General features: G+C 66.3%; 18 protein-coding genes. 11 read left to right on the top strand and 7 right to left on the bottom strand.

The features are described from left to right. Positions 1-71: 71 nt before the first annotated feature. Both E0H73_RS43740 and E0H73_RS43735 read right to left on the bottom strand, forming a co-directional pair. Positions 72-947, bottom strand: a complete 876-nt coding sequence (locus E0H73_RS43740) for an alpha/beta fold hydrolase (RefSeq protein ID WP_131366938.1) — start codon at positions 945-947, stop codon at positions 72-74. A gap of 57 nt (positions 948-1,004) precedes the next feature. After that, complete coding sequence (locus E0H73_RS43735) at positions 1,005-1,280, bottom strand: hypothetical protein (protein ID WP_131366936.1); 276 nt, start codon at positions 1,278-1,280, stop codon at positions 1,005-1,007. 322 nt (positions 1,281-1,602) lie between these two features. Between E0H73_RS43735 and E0H73_RS43730 the strand changes: the two genes are divergently transcribed. After that, positions 1,603-2,808 carry an exonuclease/endonuclease/phosphatase family protein gene (locus tag E0H73_RS43730; RefSeq protein WP_131366934.1) on the top strand — a complete coding sequence of 402 codons (1,206 nt, stop codon included), beginning with the start codon at positions 1,603-1,605 and terminating at the stop codon, positions 2,806-2,808. A gap of 367 nt (positions 2,809-3,175) precedes the next feature. On the opposite strand, the gene E0H73_RS43725 is transcribed toward E0H73_RS43730, so the two are convergent. The 3 genes from E0H73_RS43725 to E0H73_RS43715 are packed head-to-tail and all read right to left on the bottom strand — an operon-like array spanning position 3,176 to position 7,284. Then, a complete protein-coding gene (locus tag E0H73_RS43725) occupies positions 3,176-5,212 on the bottom strand; it encodes a glycoside hydrolase family 36 protein (RefSeq protein WP_131366932.1) in 2,037 nt (678 codons plus the stop codon). A gap of 6 nt (positions 5,213-5,218) precedes the next feature. Then, positions 5,219-5,968, bottom strand: a complete 750-nt coding sequence (locus E0H73_RS43720; protein ID WP_131366931.1) for a FadR/GntR family transcriptional regulator — start codon at positions 5,966-5,968, stop codon at positions 5,219-5,221. Then, a complete protein-coding gene (locus E0H73_RS43715) occupies positions 5,965-7,284 on the bottom strand; it encodes an L-fuconate dehydratase (RefSeq protein WP_131366929.1) in 1,320 nt (439 codons plus the stop codon). Before E0H73_RS43715 ends, E0H73_RS43720 begins: the two co-directional genes overlap by 4 nt. A 139-nt stretch (positions 7,285-7,423) precedes the next feature. On the opposite strand from E0H73_RS43715, the gene E0H73_RS43710 reads away from it, so the two are divergent. The 6 genes from E0H73_RS43710 to E0H73_RS43685 all read left to right on the top strand — a co-directional run bounded on the left by E0H73_RS43710 (position 7,424) and on the right by E0H73_RS43685 (position 15,260). Beyond that, positions 7,424-9,799 (top strand): glycoside hydrolase family 95 protein, encoded by a 2,376-nt coding sequence (locus E0H73_RS43710; RefSeq protein ID WP_131366927.1) that lies wholly within the window; start codon positions 7,424-7,426, stop codon positions 9,797-9,799. Positions 9,800-9,824: 25 nt separating this feature from the next. Continuing rightward, entirely contained in the window at positions 9,825-10,817 is a 993-nt protein-coding gene (locus tag E0H73_RS43705) for an ABC transporter permease (RefSeq protein ID WP_131366925.1), read from the top strand. Further along, positions 10,814-11,764 (top strand): carbohydrate ABC transporter permease, encoded by a 951-nt coding sequence (locus E0H73_RS43700; RefSeq protein WP_131366923.1) that lies wholly within the window; start codon positions 10,814-10,816, stop codon positions 11,762-11,764. Before E0H73_RS43705 ends, E0H73_RS43700 begins: the two co-directional genes overlap by 4 nt. Positions 11,765-11,818: 54 nt before the next feature. Then, positions 11,819-13,513, top strand: a complete 1,695-nt coding sequence (locus E0H73_RS43695; protein ID WP_131366921.1) for a type 2 periplasmic-binding domain-containing protein — start codon at positions 11,819-11,821, stop codon at positions 13,511-13,513. A 66-nt stretch (positions 13,514-13,579) separates the two neighbouring features. Further along, entirely contained in the window at positions 13,580-15,016 is a 1,437-nt protein-coding gene (locus tag E0H73_RS43690) for an alpha-L-fucosidase (RefSeq protein ID WP_202867894.1), read from the top strand. A gap of 4 nt (positions 15,017-15,020) precedes the next feature. Next, positions 15,021-15,260: a hypothetical protein gene (locus E0H73_RS43685; protein ID WP_131366917.1), complete on the top strand. Its 240-nt coding sequence runs from the start codon at positions 15,021-15,023 to the stop codon at positions 15,258-15,260. Between the two features lie 51 nt (positions 15,261-15,311). Here the strand turns inward: E0H73_RS43685 and E0H73_RS43680 are convergent, their stop codons facing one another. Then, positions 15,312-15,599, bottom strand: a complete 288-nt coding sequence (locus E0H73_RS43680) for a hypothetical protein (protein WP_131366915.1) — start codon at positions 15,597-15,599, stop codon at positions 15,312-15,314. Positions 15,600-15,781: 182 nt separating this feature from the next. Between E0H73_RS43680 and E0H73_RS43675 the strand changes: the two genes are divergently transcribed. The 4 genes from E0H73_RS43675 (at position 15,782) to E0H73_RS43660 (ending at position 19,126) form a co-directional block, all read left to right on the top strand. Continuing rightward, complete coding sequence (locus E0H73_RS43675; protein WP_131366913.1) at positions 15,782-17,104, top strand: alpha/beta hydrolase; 1,323 nt, start codon at positions 15,782-15,784, stop codon at positions 17,102-17,104. A 5-nt stretch (positions 17,105-17,109) separates the two neighbouring features. Further along, positions 17,110-17,676: an RNA polymerase sigma factor gene (locus tag E0H73_RS43670; protein WP_131366911.1), complete on the top strand. Its 567-nt coding sequence runs from the start codon at positions 17,110-17,112 to the stop codon at positions 17,674-17,676. Beyond that, positions 17,673-18,143, top strand: coding sequence for a hypothetical protein (locus E0H73_RS43665; RefSeq protein ID WP_131366909.1), 471 nt, complete (start codon positions 17,673-17,675; stop codon positions 18,141-18,143). Before E0H73_RS43670 ends, E0H73_RS43665 begins: the two co-directional genes overlap by 4 nt. A gap of 149 nt (positions 18,144-18,292) precedes the next feature. Then, positions 18,293-19,126, top strand: coding sequence for an alpha/beta fold hydrolase (locus E0H73_RS43660; protein WP_131366907.1), 834 nt, complete (start codon positions 18,293-18,295; stop codon positions 19,124-19,126). 131 nt (positions 19,127-19,257) lie between these two features. Here the strand turns inward: E0H73_RS43660 and E0H73_RS43655 are convergent, their stop codons facing one another. After that, complete coding sequence (locus E0H73_RS43655; RefSeq protein WP_165556144.1) at positions 19,258-19,452, bottom strand: DUF2397 family protein; 195 nt, start codon at positions 19,450-19,452, stop codon at positions 19,258-19,260. Positions 19,453-19,801: the final 349 nt, after the last annotated feature.

The following is a 19,801-nucleotide window of genomic DNA, read 5'->3' as shown; positions in this document are numbered from 1 at the left end:
CCGTGGCGTCACCTGTGACCGTGGCGCTCCATGACCGTGGCGCGCCGGCAGTCGAGTACGGCGGCAGCGTGTCACAGCCGGATCAGGTCGGCGACCTCCTCGGGCAGGCCTGGGGAGAAGAAGATGTGGCCCATTCCGGGTACGACGTGCAGGCGCGCGCCCGGGATGGCGGCGGCCAGTGCCTCGCCGTGACCGAGCGGGAAGACCGGGTCCTGGTCGCCGTGCACGATCGTGGTCGGAGCGGTGATCGACGAGAGCGGGGCGAGGCGATCGGGGGCGAAGGTCTGGCCGGCCAGGTCATGGTGGGCGGCCGCGGCCGGGTCAATGGCCCGCGACAAGGCCAGCTCGAGCATCGCGCGGGCAGCGGGCTCGTCGAACGGGCGGACCGGTCCGTTGAAGACGCGGAACAAGGCCACATCGGACTCCACGCCTGGCGGCAGGCCGGCGGCCATGTGTGCGAGAAGCGCAGGAGACGGCGGCGGCAGGTCGTCCGGGGCGGGCGGCTCCCCGGCCCGTGTGCGGGCCACCGCCGGACGCGGGTCGTAGCCCATCGGCGAACTGGTCAGCACGGTCAGGGACCGGATGCGGGCCGGCTCGTGCACGGCCAGCCACTGCGCGATCATGCCACCCATCGACATGCCGGCCACGTGGGCGGTGGGCAGCCCATAGCCATCCAGCACGGCCAGACAGTCGGCGGCCAGGTCGGCGATCGCGTACGGATGAGCATCGAAGTCGACCACGCTCGAGCGGCCGGTGTCGCGGTGGTCGAACCGGATCACCTGGACGCCGCGCTCGACGAGCCGGGCGACCAGCGGATCAGGGCAGCTGATGCCCTGCGCGGCCGACCCCATGATCAGAAGCAGAGGAGGGTGATCGGGACGGCCGGCCCGCTCCGTCCACAGCCGCAGCCGGCCGGAAGTCACGAATCGCTCTTGCGTCTCCAGCATGGACAGCACCGTAGCGTCTCGACCAACGGCCGCCGCTAGCGACGACCCTGCCCGCGATCAGTCGCGCTCGAGCGGACGAGGCCATTCATCATCCTGGTCGGGAACCCAGGTATCAAACGTCCCCACATCGCTACCTGCCATGGGCATGCCGACGACGGTACGCCAGCGGTCTTCAGCTCGCACGAGCCGATCTCGCCCTCGACGATCTTGACCGAGGTACACCTCCTGGTCGAGCATGCCGGCGCGCAACCGCACCGTACGCTCGCGGTCCTTGTACTCGATCCAGCTGCGGCCCAGGACGTGGACCGAGTAGTGGTCGTCACCCTCGAACATCGCGGAACCCTTCACAGAAAGGCGCGGCGTGAGCGCTCGTCGGGCGCCTTGTCGAAGCGGGCGGGTCTTGGAATGCTTTGCCACGCTATCTGCCTGAACATGTCAACCGCGACCACAGCCAGCGTAACCAGAACCCTGACGTGCGGGACGGCGTATTGCGGATGCTCGGGATACCGACTGGAGGACACCGGCGGTACGCGACGAGCGGCAACTGGCCGCATTGCACCCAAAGGCAACCCGGCCGGCGTGGAGGCCACGAGCATGGACAACGCGTGCTGTCAGGTCGAGGATGCAAGGAATCATCGAGTCTTGGGAGGGACGGATGACGACGACGAGGCGACGGGTCATGGCGGTCGGGTGCTCGATCGGGCTGCTGTTGGGACCCCTGGGGGTGGCTGGTCCGGCGCAGGCGCAGGATCCGCCGGCCAAGCCGGTCACGGTGATGACGCGCAATATCTACCTCGGCGCGGACATCAACCGGCCGGTCGAGGCGGCTCTCCGCGCGGCGGCGCAACCCGGGGCAAACCAGCTCACGATCGTCACCGCCCTGGCGAATGCGACCCAGGTGACCCGCGCGATCGTCGACCGCACCGACTTCGACGTGCGCGGAGGGCTGCTGGCCGACGAGATCGTCGACGCACGGCCGGACCTGATCGGCCTTCAGGAGGTCGCCCTGTGGCGGCACGGGCCGTTGCAGCTGAATCAGGTCGGGGTGCCGAACGCGGGGACCGTCGACTACGACTTCCTGCAGATCCTGCTCGATGACCTGGCCGAGCGCGGCACGCCGTACGTCGCGGCCAGCATCGCGAACCGGGCCGATGTCGAGTCGCCGAGCTTCACCGGCTCGATCGCCATGCCCGGTGGCGACCCCCGCGACATCCGCCTGACGATGCGCGACGTGGTCCTGATGCGCGCGTCGAGCAGCCTCAGGACGCTGGACGAGGGTCAGGACATCTACGACGTGAATCTGCAGGTCGGCGTTGCCGGAGTGGCCTTCAACTTCGACCGCGGCTACCAGTGGGTCGACGTCCGGGCGGGCGCGCAGCGGTTCCGATTCGTGAACACGCACCTCGAGGCGTTCAGCTCCGACATCGCGCTGGCCCAGGCCAACGAGTTGGTCGAGGAGGCCACGTCGCCGAACCGGAGCACGGTGTTCGTCTGCGACTGTAACTCCGACCCCGCGAACAGCTCGATCAAGCCGATCGACCATGTGCCGCACAAGGCGCCGTACGAACTGATCACTGGCGCCGGCGGGTACACCGACCTGTGGAAGGACTCCGGCCGGCCGACGGACTTGCCCGGCTTCGACGCCGGAGACACCTCCGGCCTCAACGAGACGGTGGACGAGGCGCTTCCCGGATCATGGACCCACCGCATCGACATGGTGTTCGGCCGTACGGCGGACGGGGAGGCGCTCACCACCGACCGTGGTCAGGTGACCGGCCGCGACGGCGACCCGCGCGACCCGGCGACCGGGCTGTGGCCGTCCGACCACGCCGGCGTCGTGATGCGCGTCCGAGGGCTGTGAGCAGCTGACCGGTCGTCGTCGGATGTCCTGACGTGCGACCGTTCCGGAGGCATGCCGCACCCGCTGATGGCCGTGCCGGATTCACAGTCGGACGAGCTGTGACGCCGGATACGGGCCACGAGGTGACCGCGGACCACGGCGACGATCAGAAGAGGACGACTGCGTCAGGCCGGCGACGCTGCTGGCAGGGCGATCAGGATCTCGGCGGTGGCCTTCGGGTCGCTGAGGGAGCGGCCGGTGGTCGCTTCGACCCGGCACCTGGCCGGCGAACTGGGGAGCGATGTTGCCGCTGCGGATGATGCCCCAGCGGAGGGGTTGGTTGTCGGTCTGGTAGGTCTCACGACTTTGACGGCAGCTGTGGGCAGCGTCAGTGGGTGGTGGTGAGGCGGAGGACGCGGGCCGAGGGTTCGGGGGTGTTGGTGGTGACGTTGAGTACGTCGTCGTCGGTCCAGGTGTAGGTCCAGTCGGTGTCGTCGGCCGGGAAGTGAGGCGTGATCCTGGATCGGTGGATGGGCAGACAGACGGTGGCGGGGCCGGGCACACGGTGCCACAGAGTGAGATAGGTGGTTTCTGGGCCGTTGAGGGCGAGGGCGATCCAGTCGTCGGTCCACCCGGGCAGGCCGAGAGGCCAGCTGGGTACGAGTGTGTCGAGGTTCTTGAGGATGTCGCGATGGGCGGCGAGCGCCGAGCGGACCAGGTCGAGCTCACGCGGTGTCATGCGGTTGAGATGACCGGAGAGGTACAGGCGGCCGGGGATGCCGTTGACGAGGGCGAAGGTGAACCGTTCGCGGGTGGTTCCGCTGATCGGGTACGCCCAGTGGCCGGCTTGTTCGGGGAGCAGGGCGGCTGGGGCGGCCGCGGTGATCGGTGCGTAGAGCAACGGATCTTCCTGGTCCGAGGTCGATTGCAGATGGAGCCGGGACAGATTCGCGTAGTCCATCCGCATCGCGCCCGAGGCGCAGTTCTCGATCAGCAGGTCCGGATGACGTCTCTGGAGTCCGTCGAGCCAGTCCAGTAGTGCCCGGTTGTGTTCGAGGAGACCGTGGCCGAGGGACGTGCCGCCCTTGTCGGTACCGGGCCCGGTCATGGTGTTGTTGTCGAACTTGAAGAAGCCGACGCCGAACTCCTCGACCAGCCGGTCGACGGTGTCGTCGAGATGCCTGCGAGCGGCCGGGCTGCGGAGGTCGAGCAAGTAGCGTCCGGATTCGGCGATCCGGATGCCGTGGCGGCTGAGGAACGCTTCGTCGGGCAGCTCGCGGGCGATCGGTGAACAGACGCCGATGACCTCGGGTTCGAGCCAGAGGCCGGGCACCATGGCGTGTGAGTGGATCCGGTCGATGACCTCGGCGAGCCCGTTCGGGAAGCGGGTCGTCGAGGGTTTCCAGGCGCCGACGGTGTTCCACCAGTCGCCGTCGGCGTACCAGCCGGCGTCGATACAGAAGTAGTCCGCGCCCGCCTCGGCGGCCGCGTCGATCAGCGGCAGGAGCTTCTCCGTGGTGGGATCGCCCAGCAGGGTGTTCATGTAGTCGTTGAAGACCACCGGCATCCGGTCGTCGACGGGGCGCCGTCGGCGTACGGCTCGCCGTTGGCGAGTGAGGGAGGCGAACGTGGTGTCACGGTCCGTCCCGGCTACGAGTGACACCGGTACCGACGTGAACGGCGTGTCCTCGGTGAGCTGCACGCTCCATTGGTGTTCCTGGTCGGTCGGGCCGCTCAGCAACAGGTAGCCGCCCTTCCGGCTCTCGCCGATCTCGTAGTGCCATGGTCCGTTGTGCTCGATCTGCCAGCCGAGAGCGTACGGTGTACTGCGGTCGACCAGTACGCCGATCGGCAGGCGTTCACCGCTGGACCATGATCCGAAATTGGTCACCGCATGCCGGGTCCTGGCGACGTGACGATGACCTTCGCTCATGATGTCGGCGAGCGCCCCGGCCCGGAGAGACGTCACCGACCATCTGTTCTCGGTCATCCAGCTGTTGGCCGCCGAGTACAGCTCGGCGTCGACGGCCTCGAGGCCGACGGCGAGCGACGACAGGAGCGTCAGCTCGAGGGACCCGTGGCCGGCGATCGATGCCTCGGACCAAGCGCGGACACCGGCTCCCGCTTCGAACACGCTGGTGATGCGCAGCCCGGAGTCAGGGTCCTGCTGCAGGATGCGCAGCCCGCGGTCGCTCTCCTCGTGCCGGATGTACCGCAACCCTTGACCGAGCACGGTTTCCACATGCCGGTTGCTGCTCGGCGACCGCCCGGACCCGATGGCTGACACCTCGACCAGCGGCTGGCTCGTCTCCTGCACCGGACGCTCGGGTTGAATGGTTTCGCGGACGGCCACCAGCCGCACCGGGCCGTCGTCGAGCGCGAAAGTCAGTGTCAGGTCAGGTGTACTCCACCGCAGCAGCTCCACACGGCCTCATTTCGTGGTCGGGCTCACGACATCTCGTTCGAGGAGATAGTCCTCGACCGTGAACAAATGGGCGGACATCCGGGTTCGTGCCCGGTCCGGGTCATGCGCGGTCAGTGCGGCGAGAATCGAGAGGTGCTCCCGGTGCGCGGTCTCGTCGGCGCCGGGCTGCGTGATCGATCGGCGTAGCCGGTCCCGCATCGTCCGGCCGCCCAGGGCGTCGATCAGCGCGGTCAGCACCGGGTTCCCGCCTGCCGCCGCGACGATCCGATGGAAAGCGATGTCGTTCTCGATCACCGTCTCGTGGTTCGGCTCCTCGGCAGCGAGTTCGGCGGCGTTGTGGCGCAACAGCTCGGCGGCCGCGTCCAGCTCTGCCGGGCCGATCTGCTGCGCCGCCAAGGCGGCGGCCTCTGTCTCGAGGAACCGGCGTACCGCGTGCAGATGAGATGTACCGCTGCCGGTCTGCAGGTCGACGACGAAGCCCATCGGAGCCAGCAGCATCGCAGAGTCCAGCTTGGTGACGTAGGTGCCGTCACCTTGCCGTGTCTCGAGAACTCCCATCATCGACAGCGCGCGGACGCCCTCACGCAGGGGATTCCGGGAGACGCCGAGCGCTGCGGCCAGGTCCTTCTCGACGGGAAGCCGATCGCCGGGGCGGAGGTGGCCGTCGATGATCAACTGGCGGATGCCCTGGACCACGACGTCCGTCTGCGAAACGCCTGGGACACGAGTCTGCTCGGACAGCTTGCCGGGAGTCATGGAAGGGCCGGCCTGTCCGCGTACTGCGCCCAGTAGGTGCCGTCCGGGAACCGGTAGGTCTGGAGTGAATCTGTGTGCATCTCGGCACTGTAACCGGGCGCGACCGGGAGTACGTACGCTCCGTTGCGGATCTCGCAGGGCTCGACGAAGTGTTCGTGCAGGTGATCGACGTACTCGGTGACGCGGCGGTCGAGGCTGCCTGATACGGCGACGTAGTCGAAGATCGAGAGGTGCTGAACGAGTTCGCACAGACCGACTCCCCCCGCGTGGGGGCACACCGGTACGTCGAAGCAGGCGGCGAGGAGGTAGACCGCGAGTACCTCGTTGACGCTGCCGAGGCGAGCCGCGTCGAGCTGGCAGTAGTCGAGGGCGCCGGCCTGGAACATCTGCTTGAACAGGACCCGGTTCATCCCGTGCTCGCCGCTGGCCACGCCGATCGGTGCGACCGCCCGCCGGATCGCGGCGTGTCCGAGGATGTCGTCGGGGCTGGTCGGTTCCTCGATCCACAACGGGTTGAACTCGGCGAGCGCCTTGACCCATTCGATCGCCTGCGGGACGTCCCACACCTGGTTCGCGTCGATCATCAGGTTGCCGTCCGGCCCGAGTACCTCGCGAGCGATCCCGCAGCGCCGGATGTCGTCGGCCAGTACGGAGCCGACCTTGAGCTTGACGTGTTTGTAGCCAGCGGCAACAGCTTCCTCGCAGAGCCTGCGCAGCTTGGCGTCGGAGTACCCGAGCCATCCGGCCGAGGTGGTGTAGCACGGGTAGCCGGACGCCTCGAGCTCGGCGATTCGTTGCTTACGGCCCGTTTCTTGCCGGGCAAGTAGCTGGACGGCTTGCGCCGGCGTCAGGACGTCGCTGAGATACCGCAGATCGGCAGCGTCGACGAGTTGCTCGGGTGACATGTCCGAGAGCAGTCGCCACAGCGGCACGCCGGCCCGCCGGGCGGCCAGATCCCAGACTGCGTTCATGACCGCGGCGAGGGCGAGATGGATGACCCCCTTGTCCGGGCCGAGCCATCGCAGCTGGCTGTCCGACTGCAGTTCCCGGTAGATCCCGCCCAGGTCTGCGCACAGTTCGTCGACGTCTCGGCCGACCAGTGGCTCGGCGCGCTGTGCCGCGGCGGCGACGCACAGGTCGGTGCCGCGCCCGATCGTGAAGGTGAAGCCGTGGCCGGCGAGGCCCGGGGCGTCCGTGTGCAGGACGACGTACGCCGCCGAGTGGTCGCCGTCCTTGTTCATCGCGTCGGATCCGTCGCTGGTCAGCGAGGTCGGGAAGCGGACGTCGACGACCTCCACCGAGGTGATGCATGGCATGCGGGGCCCTCACGATCAGCGATAGATGGGATCTTTCTTCACTTTGATGCCGTTCAGTATGGACCAGTGATGGCTCTGGCGCTACGATCCCGACAATTCATAGGATTAATACCTCGTCATCTCGACGGAGGACAGTGGTATGGGCAACCTGGTGAGCTCTGACCGCTCCGGCCTGCAGCGGATGTTCTACGACCGCCCGGCCGCAACGTGGCTGGAGGCGCTGCCGCTCGGCAACGGTCGGATCGGCGCGATGTGCTTCGGTGGTATCGGTAGGGACCGGATCGGGCTGAACGACGAGACGTTGTGGTCGGGCGGTCCGGAGACCGCCCGGTTGCTGTCGACCCCGCTGGGTGCGACCGGAGCGGACGCCGTACAGGCTGTGCGCGACGCGCTCAGGGCCGGCGACATCCGGCGGGCGCACGAGTTGGCCCGCGGCTTTCACTCCGGCTACTCGCAGGCGTACCTGCCACTGGGCGACCTCCTGCTCGAGGTACGCATCGATGGCGCTACTCCCGAGGCCGGCGAGGTCACGCGGTATCGCCGCGAGCTTGATCTCGACGCCGCGCTGGCCACGGCGGAGTACGAACTCGGGGGAGTCGTGGTGCGACAGGAGGTCTTCGTCAGTGCGCCGGACGGTGTACTCGTCCACCGAATGACCGCGTCCGAGCCGGTGCTGGCGCTGACCTGCCGGTTGACGTCGCCGTTGCAGTCGCGCCCGCACGCCGTCCAGGACGGGCTCGGGCTGCTCCTGCAGGCTCCAGCCGATGTCGCTCCTCCGCATCGCGACGTGCCGGAACCGATCCGGTACTCCGATGGTGCGGATCGCGGGATGGCAGCCGCCATCGCGTTGCGCACCACGACCGATGGCGAGGTCGGGGCAAGGGACTCCGAGCTCACGGTCGAAGGCGCGACAGAGATCGCCCTGATCCTCTCGACGGCCACGGGGTACGACGGTCCGTTCAGTGCACCGACCCGGACGGCCGAGGAGTGCTGGTTCGCCGCGGATCAGACCGTACTCGCGGCGCTTGATCGTGAGTACGACGAGCTCCTCGCCGATCACCAGACGGATCACCGGCGACTCTTCCGGCGTGCATCGCTCGAGCTGGCCGGCTCGGCGGAGCAGTACGGACAGCCGACCGATGTGCGGGTTGCCCGGGCGCGCGATGTCGAGGATCCTGCCTTGGCTGCGTTGATCTTCAACTACGGCCGGTACCTGATGGTCGCGAGTTCGCGACCAGGTGGGTTGCCGACCAATCTGCAGGGGATCTGGAACGACATCCTGCGGCCGCCGTGGAGCTCGAACTTCACGGTCAACATCAACACCGAGATGAACTACTGGCCGGCCGAGACGACCAACCTGTCCGAGTGCCACGAGCCGTTGCTCAGGTATATCGGTCACCTCGCCCAGGCGGGACGGCGTACGGCCCGTGAGCGGTACGGATGCGGCGGCTGGACCGCGCACCACAACGCCGACGCCTGGTGCTGGACGCTCCCGGTCGAGGGGGATCCGCGCTGGTCGAACTGGCCGATGGCAGGTGCCTGGCTCGTCCGCCATCTGTGGGATCACTACGAGTTCACCGGCGATGCGCAGTTCCTCGGTGAGGCCTGGCCTGCGTTGCGTGGAGCGGCGGAGTTCTGCCTGGACTGGCTCGTGGAGATGCCGGACGGCAGTCTCGGTACGGCGCCCTCGACGTCTCCCGAGAACGACTACATCGCCGGCGACGGTCAACCGGCCTCGGTCACCGAGTCGTCGACCATGGATCTGGCGCTCATCTCCGATCTGTTCCACCGGGTTGAGCAGGCGGCGGAGCTGCTCGATGTCGTGGACCCGATCGTGGGTGAGCTGGCGACCGCCCGCAAGCGCCTGCCCGAACCGTCCATCGGCGCGCAGGGCCAGCTGCAGGAGTGGGCGGCCGACCTGCCGGAGGAAGATCCGCATCACCGCCACCAGTCCCATCTGATCGGGGTCCATCCTGGCGACGCGATCACGCCGGACGGCACGCCGAGTCTCGCCGCCGCGGCCGTCCGGACGCTCGATCTGCGCGGCGATGAGGCAACGGGATGGTCGCTGGCCTGGAAGATCTGCCTGCGGTCCCGCCTGCGCGACGCGGCCGGCGCACACCGCCTGGTCCGTGCGTTCCTGACTCCTGCCGACGACACCGGCACGAGCTACGTCGGCAGCGGGGCAGGTGTCTACCCGAACCTGTTCTGCGCGCATCCGCCGTTCCAGATCGACGGCAACTTCGGTGCGACGGCAGGAATCGCGGAGATGCTGCTGCAGAGTCACACCGGCGAGGTCGAACTGCTGCCGGCGCTACCCGCCGCATGGACCCGCGGACGAGTCACCGGCCTGCGAGCTCGCGGCGGGGTCGTCGTCGACATCAGCTGGACACCGCGCGGCGTCGAGGCAGTCCTGACCGCCGATCGGGACCAAGAGCGGGTCGTGCGGCACGGCGACGAACGGGTGCCGGTCCGACTGACGGCCGGCATCGGTCACCGCGTGAGCTCGAATTGATCGCCGGCGTGGAGGAGGAAGTCTCATGGCAACCCTGACAACCGTCCGGCCTCCGGCCGGCGAGCTGCCCAACCGGCCCAAGCGACGACGGCGGCGCGAGCGTCCCGGGATCAAGGGCCTGCGGCGCAGTCTCCAGCGGCACTGGACGCTGTATCTGCTGATGGTCGTGCCGCTGATCTGGTTCGCGGTGTTCAAGTACATCCCGATGTCGAACGCCGTCCTGGCGTTCAAGAACTTCAACGTGATCAAGGGAATCTGGGGGAGCCCGTGGGTGGGCTGGCAGAACTTCGAGCTGTTCTTCCACAACCCGGTGTTCTGGACGCTGGTGAAGAACACCTTCATCCTGTCGGTCTACACCGTCGCGGCGAGCTTCCCGATCGCGATCATCCTCGCGCTGGCGCTCAACGAGATCCGCACCGGTTTGTTCAAGCGGACAGTGCAGATGGTGACGTACGCGCCGTACTTCATCTCCACCGTGGTCGTCGTGTCGATGACGATCCTGGTGCTGTCACCGCGGCTCGGGATCGTCAACGAGGGACTCGGCTTCTTCGGCGTGCCGGCGATCGACTTCCTCGGGAACCCGGACTACTTCCGGCACATCTATGTCTGGTCCGACGTCTGGCAGACCACCGGGTACTCCGCGGTGATCTACCTGGCCGCGTTGTCCGGCATTGATCCGGCACTGCACGAGTCGGCCAAGATCGACGGTGCCACCCGGTTGCAGCGGATCCGGCACGTGGACCTGCCGGGCATCATGCCGACCGCGGTGATCATCCTGGTCCTTGCCGTCGGCAACATCATGGCCATCGGCTTCGAGAAGGCGTTCCTGTTCCAGAACCCACTGAACCTGAGTGAGTCCGAGATCATCGCGACGTATGTCTACAAGACCGGTCTGCTGAATGCGGACTTCAGCATGGCGACCGCGGTCGGGCTGTTCAACTCGGTGATCAACCTGGTTCTGCTGCTGATGGTCAACACGATCGCCAAACGGATCACCGGGAACGGATTGTGGTCATGAGCGCCCAGATTGAAGTGCGAACGGTGCCGAGCAAGCGTGGCGAGCGCCGTGCGGCCCGGGCCCGCCGGATCCGCGAGCCGCGCACGGACCGGATCTTCCTGATCTGTGTGTATCTGCTGCTGGCGGTCTTCCTCCTGGTCGTCCTGCTGCCGCTGCTGTACATCGTGGCCAGTTCGTTCAGCAGCCCGGCGGCGGTCTCGTCCGGCCGGGTGCTGTTCTGGCCTGTGGACTTCTCGCTGCGCGGGTACCACGCGGTCTTCGCGAACCCGCAGATCGTTCAGGGATATCTGAACTCGTTGTTCTACACGGTGGTCGGGACGATCGTCAGCGTCACGATGACGATCGCGATCGCCTACCCGATGTCGCGGCGTACGCTGGTCGGCCGGAACGTCGTGATGACGCTGATCCTGTTCACCATGCTGTTCACCGGCGGCCTGATCCCGACGTACCTGGTGGTTCAGTCGGCCGGTCTGCTGGACACCCGCTGGGCGCTGATCATCCCGCAGGCGATCGGGGTCTGGCAGGTCATCATCGCCCGGACCTACTTCCGGACCGCGATCCCCGACGAACTGGTCGAGGCCGCCGAGCTGGACGGGTGCGGCGACCTGCGGTTCCTCTGGTCGGTGGTCATTCCGTTGGCCAAACCGATGATCGCGGTGGTGGCGCTGATGTACGCGATCATGCAGTGGAACTCGTACTTCGACGCGCTGATCTACCTGAAGAACCCGGACCTGTTCCCGCTCCAGTTGGTCCTGCGCAACATCCTCATCCTCAACACAACCGGCGGCGGCGCGGTCGACGCGTCCGTCGTCATCCAGCGGCAGCAACTGGCTGACCTGCTCAAGTACTCGCTGATCGTGGTGGCCAGCGTTCCGGTGCTGCTCATCTATCCGTTCGTCGCGCGCTATTTCACCAAGGGAATCATGATCGGCGCCGTCAAGGGCTGATCTTCCGGTACCACCCGGTATCACTCCGTATCACCTCGACCCTGTGAGGGAACCATGTCTGTACGAATCAGTAGGCGGAGGCGTGCCGCGATCGCCGGTATCAGTCTCCTGGCACTCGGCCTGGCGGCCTGCTCCGGAGGCGGTGGCTCGGACACTACGGAGGGCAAGCCACTGCCGACGATCACCGGGAATCCCGCGGTCACCCTGAGCGTCTTCTCGCCGCAGTCGGCCGACACGAACCTGGCCACGAACGACTTCACGAAGCTGATCCAGCAGAAGTTCAACATCACCATCAAGTGGCAGACGACCACGTACGACGGTGGGCCGGCCAAGGAGAAGCGGCAGATCTCGCTGGCCAGCGGCGACTATCCCGATCTGTACCTGCTGATCCCCTGGGTCGACCAGTTCTCGACGGCGGACCTGCTGAAGCTGTCCAATCAGGGGGTCGTCGTACCGCTGAACCAGCTGATCGAGCAGTACGCGCCGAACATCAAGAAGGCGCTGGACTCCACGCCCGAGTGGAAGGCGATGGCGACCGCGCCGGACGGCAAGATCTACGGGATGCCGCAGTGGGTCGACTGCTTCCACTGTTCGTACCCGGACAAGCTGTGGATGAATTCGGCGTGGCTGAAGAAGCTGGGCCTCGAGCAGCCGAAGACCACCGAGGACCTGCGGAAGGTGCTCCAGGCGTTCAAGACCCAGGACCCGAACGGCAACGGCAAGGCCGACGAGATCCCGCTCAGCGCGAACCTCCGCGACAGCCTCATCCCGTACTTGATGAACGCCTTCATCTACGACCCGCAAGGGCAGAACAACAGCGGCGGCAACAACACCACACTGGTTCTCAACAACGGCAAGGTCGACGTCCAGGCGAACAAGGACGGCTGGCGCGAAGGTCTGCGGTACATCAACTCGCTCTACAAGGAAGGCCTGATCGACAAAGGCGCCTTCACGCAGAACCCGGACGCGATGCAGCAGCAGGGCAACCACGGCGGCTCGGTCATCCTCGGCTCGGGCACCGTCATGCACTCGGGCATCTTCGTCACTATCGGTTCGGCGGACGGGCGGGACAAGCAGTACGACGCGGTACCGCCGCTGACCGGTCCGAGTGGCGCGAACTACGCCAGCTACGTCTTCCCGAGCATTCCCGGCGCCACGTTCGTGCTGACGTCGAAGGCCACACCGGAGAAGCAGATCCAGGCGATCAAGATGCTCGACTACATCTTCACCGATGAGGGACAGAACAATGGACAGTTCGGCACGGAGGGCAAGGCCTGGACCAAGCCCGGTCCCGGCGATGTGGCGCTCGACAAGTCGCTGAAGCCGAGCTTCAAGCAGATTCCCCTGAAGCCCGGGTCGAAACCGCGGAACAGCGGCTGGGGTGCGCTGGCGCAGTACAACAACACCGCGAAGTACCGCAACTCCGAGGTCATCGACACCGACACCTCATCGCAGGCGGGGTACGAACGCAAGCTGTTCGACGCAACGAAGTTGTACGCCGGCCACGAGGACAAGGCACAGATCTACCCGTTCTGGCGGGTCTGGATCGACCCGTCGCTCGCCAACGAGGTCGCGACCCTGCAGACCAACCTCGAGAACTACATCCAGCAGAACTCCCTGCAGTTCATCACCGGCTCGAAGAACATCGACGCCGACTGGGACACCTACGTCAAGGGGCTGGACGGTCTCGGGCTGAAGCGCTACCTGGAGATCCAGCAGACCGCGTACGACAAGGTGCCCAACAAGTAGGCGGACCCGGGCCGGCCGGAGTGATCCGGCCGGCCCTCACCCTGTATCAGCGACGAGGAGCAAAGAGTGCCGTTCGACGCAACGTTCGAGTCCCTGACCACGTTCGAGTGCCCTGACTGGTTCCGGGACGCGAAGCTCGGCATCTGGTCGCACTGGGGAGCACAATCGGTCCCGCGATACGGCGACTGGTATGCGCGCCACATGTATCGGGAGGGCAGCGATCAGTACCGCTATCACCTGCGGACCTATGGGCACCCGTCGCAGTTCGGCTACAAGGACGTCGTACAGCTGTGGAAGGCGGAGCGGTTCGATCCGGACGAGCTGATGGATCGCTTCGTGGCTGCCGGTGCCCGGTACTTCGTGGCCCAGGCCGTGCATCACGACAACTTCTTCAACTACGACTCGACCGTCAACCACTGGAACTCGGTGAAGATGGGGCCGGGCAAGGACATCCTGGGTCTGTGGAAGGCCGCCGCGGACCAGCGCGGGCTGCCGTTCGGATTCACCGAGCATCTCGGTGCCACGCTCGGATGGACGGCGGTCAACAAGGGCAGTGACAAGCACGGGCCGTTCGCCGGCGTACCGTACGACGGAACCGATCCGGCCAACCAGGACTTCTATCTCGACAACAGCCGGCACCTGCCGGCCCAGGACGTCGAAGTCCAGAACCCGTGGTACAGCGATGATCCCGAGTGGCACAAGCACTGGCTCGACGCGGTGACCGAGATGATCGACCGCTACCAGCCGGACCTTCTGTATTCCGATGGACCGCTGCCGTTCGGCGAGGTCGACTACACACCCGGTCTGCAGGCGGTGTCTCACCTCTACAACACCAGCGTGCGGATCCACGGGACGAACCGCGCTGTCTACCAGCAGAAGGATCGCCGGCCCGAGGTGAGCTCGGTCGGGGTGATGGACATCGAACGGAGTCAGACGCCCGGCATCCATCCCGCGCCGTGGCAGACCGACACGTCCGTCGGCGACTGGTTCTACAACGTTCGCGATGTCTACAAGACCGCCGGCCACGTGATCGAGATGCTGGTCGACATCGTGTCGAAGAACGGGAACCTGTTGCTGAATGTGCCGCAACTGCCGGACGGCACGATCGACCTCGAGTGCTCACAACTCCTGGACGACCTCGGCGCCTGGACGCGGGTCTGCGGCGAGGGCATCTACGGCACGAGACCGTTCCGAGTGTTCGGCGAAGGCCCGTCAACCGTTGTCATCAAGGGCTTCACCGAAGACCGCGCCGACTGGACGAGCTCCGACTATCGCTTCACCCGCCGGGGCAACACCCTCTACGCATTCCAACTGGCCTGGCCGGACGACCGGCGCGCCGTGATCCGCAGCCTCGCCGATCACGAGACAGTCACCAGGGTCCGCCTCCTCGGCCACGGTCCCGTCCCCTTCGAACAAGCCCACGGCATCCTGGTCGTCCGTCTCGCTGACACCCCACCGCTCAACGTTGCCAACTGCCTTGCGATCGACCTCCACTCGAACTGAGCGCATGTACGGCTACCTCTACGTGCATTTCAAGCGCGAATCAGTCGACGGTGAGCAGATCTACTTCGCCTTGAGTGATGGTAACGACCCACTGCACTTCGACGACCTCAACGACGGCAAGCCGGTCCTGTACTCCACCTCGGGCGAATGCGGCGTCCGCGACCCGCACATCGTCCGTTCCCCGGAAGGAGATCGGTTCTACCTGGTCGCGACCGACCTGCGCCTCGCGGCCGGCCTCGACTGATACCTAGTGCCCACACGATGCCGGCGACCAGCCGTGCGGACACCCCTGCCGTCAGGGCGATGGTGGCGAGCTTCGGCAGCCAGGCCGGGAGTCGGCGCCGAGTTGCCCGAGCATCCCCGCGCGGGCGAGCACCAGCAGTGCCGCGGCGGCCGGCATCGACGCGATCACGACCAGGTTCAGCGGCGCGAACGACACGTCCGCGTTGAGTAGGCCGCGGGACAGTTCAGTGAGGCTGGATGCCGGCCAACTGGTGCCGGTCGTGGCCCAGAACATGTGCACGAGCGCGTCCGGCCCGAGAACTCCCGCCACCAGTACGACCGCGGCCTTCTTGATTCTCATCATCAATCCTTGCCTCTGGATGTGTAGTCACCCATACAGAGGCACCCGACAGTCCTCACCATCCCTGCTGTGTTGTCGATCACAGCGGGAGTGTTCGCCGGCTTCAAGCCCTCCTTCAATCAAGAGCGCCATCGATTCGACCGAATGATCGGACCGATGACGGATCATCCTGAGGAGGACAAGTGCGAACAGGAACAGTCATCGCCAGCGCCGCCATGCTGGTTGGAAGCCTCGGTGTCGCGCCCGCCGCTGGAACAGCAGCTCCGCAATCTCGACCGTGGCGTGACGACTACATCAGTGTGGCTGCCGGCGGACCTGGTCCGGCGCGTACCGATCGGGTGCATGTGTACCGGGTCGGACCAGCCCATGCCAGGCTGGTGCTGGTGCTGGTGCTGGTGCTGGTGCTGGTGCCTGGCCAGTTTGTTGCTGCTGGGGAGTTCCGGAATCTGGCGCGTGGGCTCGCCACACGATTGCGCGATACCGAAGTCTGGGCGGTTGACCGGCGGCAGACGAACCTGGAAGATCCCGCCGGTCTGCTGACGGGTGATCCGGATCGGGCCGCCGACTATTACCTCGGTGGGCATTACCGGACCACGACTGCCCAGTCGGCTCCGTACGTCGGCCAGTGGGGTCTCACCGTGGCGGTCAACGATCTGCGGCAGGTCGTGCTCGCGGCGCGCGACGGTGGCCGCCGGCAAGTCGTGCTCGGTGGCCATTCGTGGGGCGCGACGACCGCCATGGCCTACGCCGCGTGGGACTTCCATGGTCTCGCCGGATACCGGGACCTGTCCGGGCTTGTACTGATCGACGGTGGGGTGCATGACGCGTTCGCGGGGGAGGGCGACATCTACCGGGTGACCCCTGATCAGGCTCGTTCAGGGCTCGGTCAGATCGCCGCCGGAGCAGTCTTCGACCCGACGGTGGCCATGGGGCGGACCGAGACGTTCCAGATCCTGCAGGAGCTGGCTGGGCTGTATGCACAGAAGATGCCCGATGCCCCGTCCACGCTGGCCGCACACCTACCTCCTGGCCTGCAGCCGACCCGTCCAGTCACGAACGCCGGTTTGCTGCGTTGGCTGTATGTCGAGCACCCGCTGGTCGCGGACCTGAGCGCGAACCCGGACTACACCTCCGTGGAGGCTCTCGCGGATGTGTTCGGCGCCACGCGGCCGCAAGGGTTCGAGTGGTATTGGCCGCAGCGGCTGACGCTTGACCTGTCAGCGGCCGATCCATTCGTCCGAACGGCGACCACCGATGTGCTCGGACTGCGCGTGTGGCACGGCCACGAGATCAATGTGCCGCTCTACTCGTTCCAGAGCGGACTGACACACGGCACGGTCAACGACGCTGCTCGATGGGTTGTCGACCAGTCGCGGATAGCATCGGCGACCTACGCTGGAGACGACAAGATGACCCACGTCGACGTGACGGTCGCCGAGCCGGATCACAACCCGATGCTCAACAGCCTGGTCCCCTTCCTGCAGAACCTCGACAACCAGCGGTGACTTCGATGACCGATCGACGGGCAGGCCACGGTGCAGGAGTGCCCGGGACGGCACGGCCCGACTCCGATCGCTTCGCGGCGATCGTCCGAGCCGCACAACGAGGCGACGCGCTGGCCATGCACGACCTGCTCGACGAGATTACGCCGTACGTCCAGCGACTCTGCGGACCGATCGCCCTGCATGACGCCGCCGACGCCACCCAGGAGACGCTGATCGTCGTGCTCCGTCGGCTGGGCACCCTGCGGGAACCAGCCGCGTTGTTCGGCTGGGTCCGCATGATCGCGATCCGGGAAGCGGTCAGGGTGGCAGGGCCGGCCTCGCGCGTGCCGCCGACGGATCCACCCGATCTTCCAGGTCCAGACGACACCGAACTGGCCACCGACATCGCCGACGTTCTGCAGCGACTCGCGCCGGAGCAACGCGCCGTTCTGGTACTGCGGGACATCGAAGGACTGACCGAACAGCGCGCCGGAGAGCTGCTCAGGATTCCGGCCGGCACCGTGCGCTCACGGCTGTTCCGGGCCCGGCGCAGCTTCCGGAAGGCGTGGCTGACTGAGAGGACAACGCCATGAACTGGCCGATCAGCGACCTCGACGAGGTGCGGCGCCTCCGCACACTGCACGGCGCGCTGCCCGGGACCCTCCTGGCCGAAACTGTGCTGCCCGACCCCTTCGAACGAGTCTGGCCGGAGCTCAGCGACCTGGAACACCAGTTCCTGCAGTACGCGCCGAGCATTACCTCGATCCACATCACCGAGCGGCACGGCGAAAAGATGAAAGCGACTGTCCGCGACCGGATCGGTCTGCGCGCACCGTTCGATGTTGTCCTGCGCAACGGCTGGTGCCTCATGCAGAGCCGCTTCGTCGTCTTCGGCATGGCCGCAGTCCCGGCCGACCAAGGCACCCACGTCGCATATCTTCTCGGACTTCGGCTGCCAGGCATACGGACCTACGGCAGGCTCCTGACGCCAGGCCTCCAATTGGTCGGCAAGATGATTCTCCGAGGGGTCGCCCGGCGCTGGACCGAGCGTCACCAGTAGCAGTCCGTCTGCACCTGACCACTGGCGCTTGATCATATGTGAACCACATGGTTCGCTTACTTCATCTTCGCACCACCTCTGATTCGAGCTGTAGCTGCTCTGTCAGCACGGCGACAGCTCGCTCCTCTCACTGCGACGGGATACCTGGCATGAATGAGATCGCGCTGTCCGCTGGAAGCGTTCAATACATCGACACCGGTGGCGGCGGACCGGTCGTCGTACTGCTGCACGGATTGATGATGGACGCGTCGCTGTGGGACTCGGTGATCGCAGACCTGGCCACCGATCACCGCTGCATCGCGCCGACTCTGCCGCTCGGGGCGCATCGTCACCCGATGGATCCCGGCGCCGACCTGTCGCTCCCCGGGATCGCGAGTTTGGTCGGCGAGTTCCTTGAGCGGCTCGACCTGCAGAACGTCGTGCTGGTTGGCAACGACACCGGCGGTGCTCTTGTCCAGCTCGTCATCCGCGATGGAGCCAAGCGAGTGGGACGTGTCGTGCTGGCGTCCTGTGAGGCGTTCGACAACTTGCCGCCGGGACTGACCGGCAAGACGCTCGCATTATCGAGCCGACTGTCCCCCACGCTGTTCGGCGCGTTCATGCAGCAACTGCGGCTGCGTGCCGTCAGACGGATGCCGATGGCGTTCGGAGCACTGACGAAACGCGGCGATGCCACCACCGCTCGATGGATCAGGCCGTTGCTCGAGCAACCCGAGATCCGCCGCGACACGGTCCGGATGCTGCGCGCGGCATTCGCCGATTCCAACCTTCTGCAGGACGCTGCCAATGGACTCGTCGACTTCGATCAACCTGCGCTCATCCTCTGGGCCGGCGACGATCGGGTGATGCCGGTCGACCACGGCCGGCGCCTCGCCGATCTGTTGCCACAGGCAGACTTCGCGACAGTCGAGGACAGTTACACGCTGATTCCCCTGGACCAACCGGCACACCTGGTCCGGCTGATCAGACAGTTCGCCTCCTAGGTACGACGTACCGCTGGGAAGCCAACGTGTCATGATCGCGATCGCGTGAGCGACGGTGTTGTGTACCTCGCAGGCGATCCTCAGCACGTTCTTGTCCAGTCGGGTACTCACTCGCGGATTCGTTCGCCGGCTCAGCTCGCTCCGATGCCCGCTGCGGGTGCGTCGAACCAGCACAACCCGTGATCGTCGGCGGACTCCGGTACGAGTAGCAGATGCCGGTCGAGAAGAGCCCCCGCGGCCGTCTCCCAGATTTGCCCTGCCGCCTCGTCGCTCGGCGCACGCTCGATCGCCCCCGCGAGCCGGATCTGCTCCGCGCGGCGGGTCACTGCGCCACCGGTGTCGAGGAGGATTTCATGTTGCGCGCCAGCGAAGTCTCATCGATCTGCACGCCGGGCCCCATCACCTCATGAGTGCAGGTTCGCCACCAGCGAGGTCGCGCCGGCCGGAGCGTGGTCCTAGTGTGCGAAGTCCTGCAGCGAGGCGAGTTCCTCGATGATGCGATCGACTGGTTTGTCGTCGCGGTCTGCTCGGTCAGAGGTTTCGCGGTGGCTCGGACGGGCACTGCGTGGTGGCGGCGCTCGATTAGCCCGCTTCCGCACTTGAGATGCCAGGTGCTTTCGCTGAATCCAGTCAAGGAGCACCACACTCATGTCTGCTCATTCTGAGACCAACGCC

Origin of the sequence: Kribbella pittospori (assembly GCF_004331465.1) — a bacterium.
In the GTDB taxonomy this organism is placed as follows: Bacteria; Actinomycetota; Actinomycetes; order Propionibacteriales; family Kribbellaceae; genus Kribbella; species Kribbella pittospori.
Note: the sequence above shows the minus strand (reverse complement) of the source record. Positions and strands in the feature narration are given on the sequence as shown.